The following is a 1,230-nucleotide window of genomic DNA, read 5'->3' as shown; positions in this document are numbered from 1 at the left end:
CACAATAGAGAAATCTTTGCTGCCCATAAAGCAAAACGTGGATTTGTTTGGGGCTAAAAACAGGTTAAAAGCTTTCTCTATTTAGAGTACAGTCTTTATCGATCGCTTTTTTCCGAAAGTCCAGCTAAAAGATGAAGATTCAACCCATGATTAATCAAAATAGTTATGTAACTTTAGAAAAAGCGATCGCAACTTCTCAAGAGTTACTTACTCAATATGCTTTCAGTGACGAACTTCTCGGAGATTTAACTACTGCTTTTGGTACTGAATACAATCGCGAAGTAGCAGAGGAATTAGTAGGACAATGGCAAACAGGGGAATTTGATTCTTTCCCCGAAATTGAAATTCGCTCCTCCACAGAAATAAACGGTGCTAACGGCGCATATTCCGCAGACACTAACAAAATTTATATTTCCGAAGAATATTTACTCGCTAATACAAACAATCTTAAAGCTATCTCTAATCTAGTTATCGAAGAATACGGACATTACGTTGATGCGAGTATTAACTCTGTAGATGCTGCGGGGGATGAAGGCGCGATTTTCTCTGGTTTAGTTACAGGAGAATCTTTTAGCGAGGGTGAATTACAACAGTTACAACTAGAAAATGATAAAGCTGTTATTACTCTTGATGGTGAAGAAATTGCGATCGAGCAACAACTCATAGAAGCACAAACAGGACTACCTATAACCCTCCCAGAAAACTTCGCTTTAAGAGAAGACCTTACTAATGTACTTGTTGGAGATTTTAATAACGATGGAATAGATGATTTCCTACGTCAAGAAAAGGGGAACGGTAGTGGTGACGGAGTAAATACTGCCGATATCTTTATTGCTGATGGTAATCGTGATTTTAGCAATATCTCCTTACCCGAAAACTTGAACATAGATGGAGACCTGAATAATTTACATATTGGGGACTTTAATGGGGATGGAGTAGACGATATCTTGCGTCAACAAAAGGGTTCAACAGATGATGACAATCCGGATACTGGTAGGATCTATTTAAACAATGGCAGTGGTAACTTCAGTGTCACGCGCCGAATCTCCTTACCCGAAAGCTTGCTCATAGAAGGAGACCTAAATAATTTACATATTGGGGATTTTAATGGGGATGGAGTAGACGATATCTTGCGTCAACAAAAGGGTTCAACAGATGATGACAATGAGGATACTGGTAGGATCTATCTAAACGATGGCAGTGGTAACTTCAGTGTCACGCGCCAAATCT

The 1,230-nt window shown here is 39.1% G+C and carries 1 protein-coding gene; it reads left to right on the top strand.

What is annotated here, in order from left to right:
- Positions 1–131: 131 nt before the first annotated feature.
- The coding region (locus H1P_RS33505) for an FG-GAP repeat domain-containing protein (RefSeq protein ID WP_144875825.1) at positions 132–1,230 on the top strand (1,099 nt) is incomplete at its 3' end.

It is taken from the genome of Hyella patelloides LEGE 07179 (genome assembly GCF_900659865.1).
Classification (GTDB): Bacteria; Cyanobacteriota; Cyanobacteriia; order Cyanobacteriales; family Xenococcaceae; genus Hyella; species Hyella patelloides.
This window is presented reverse-complemented; position numbering and strand designations above follow the sequence as displayed.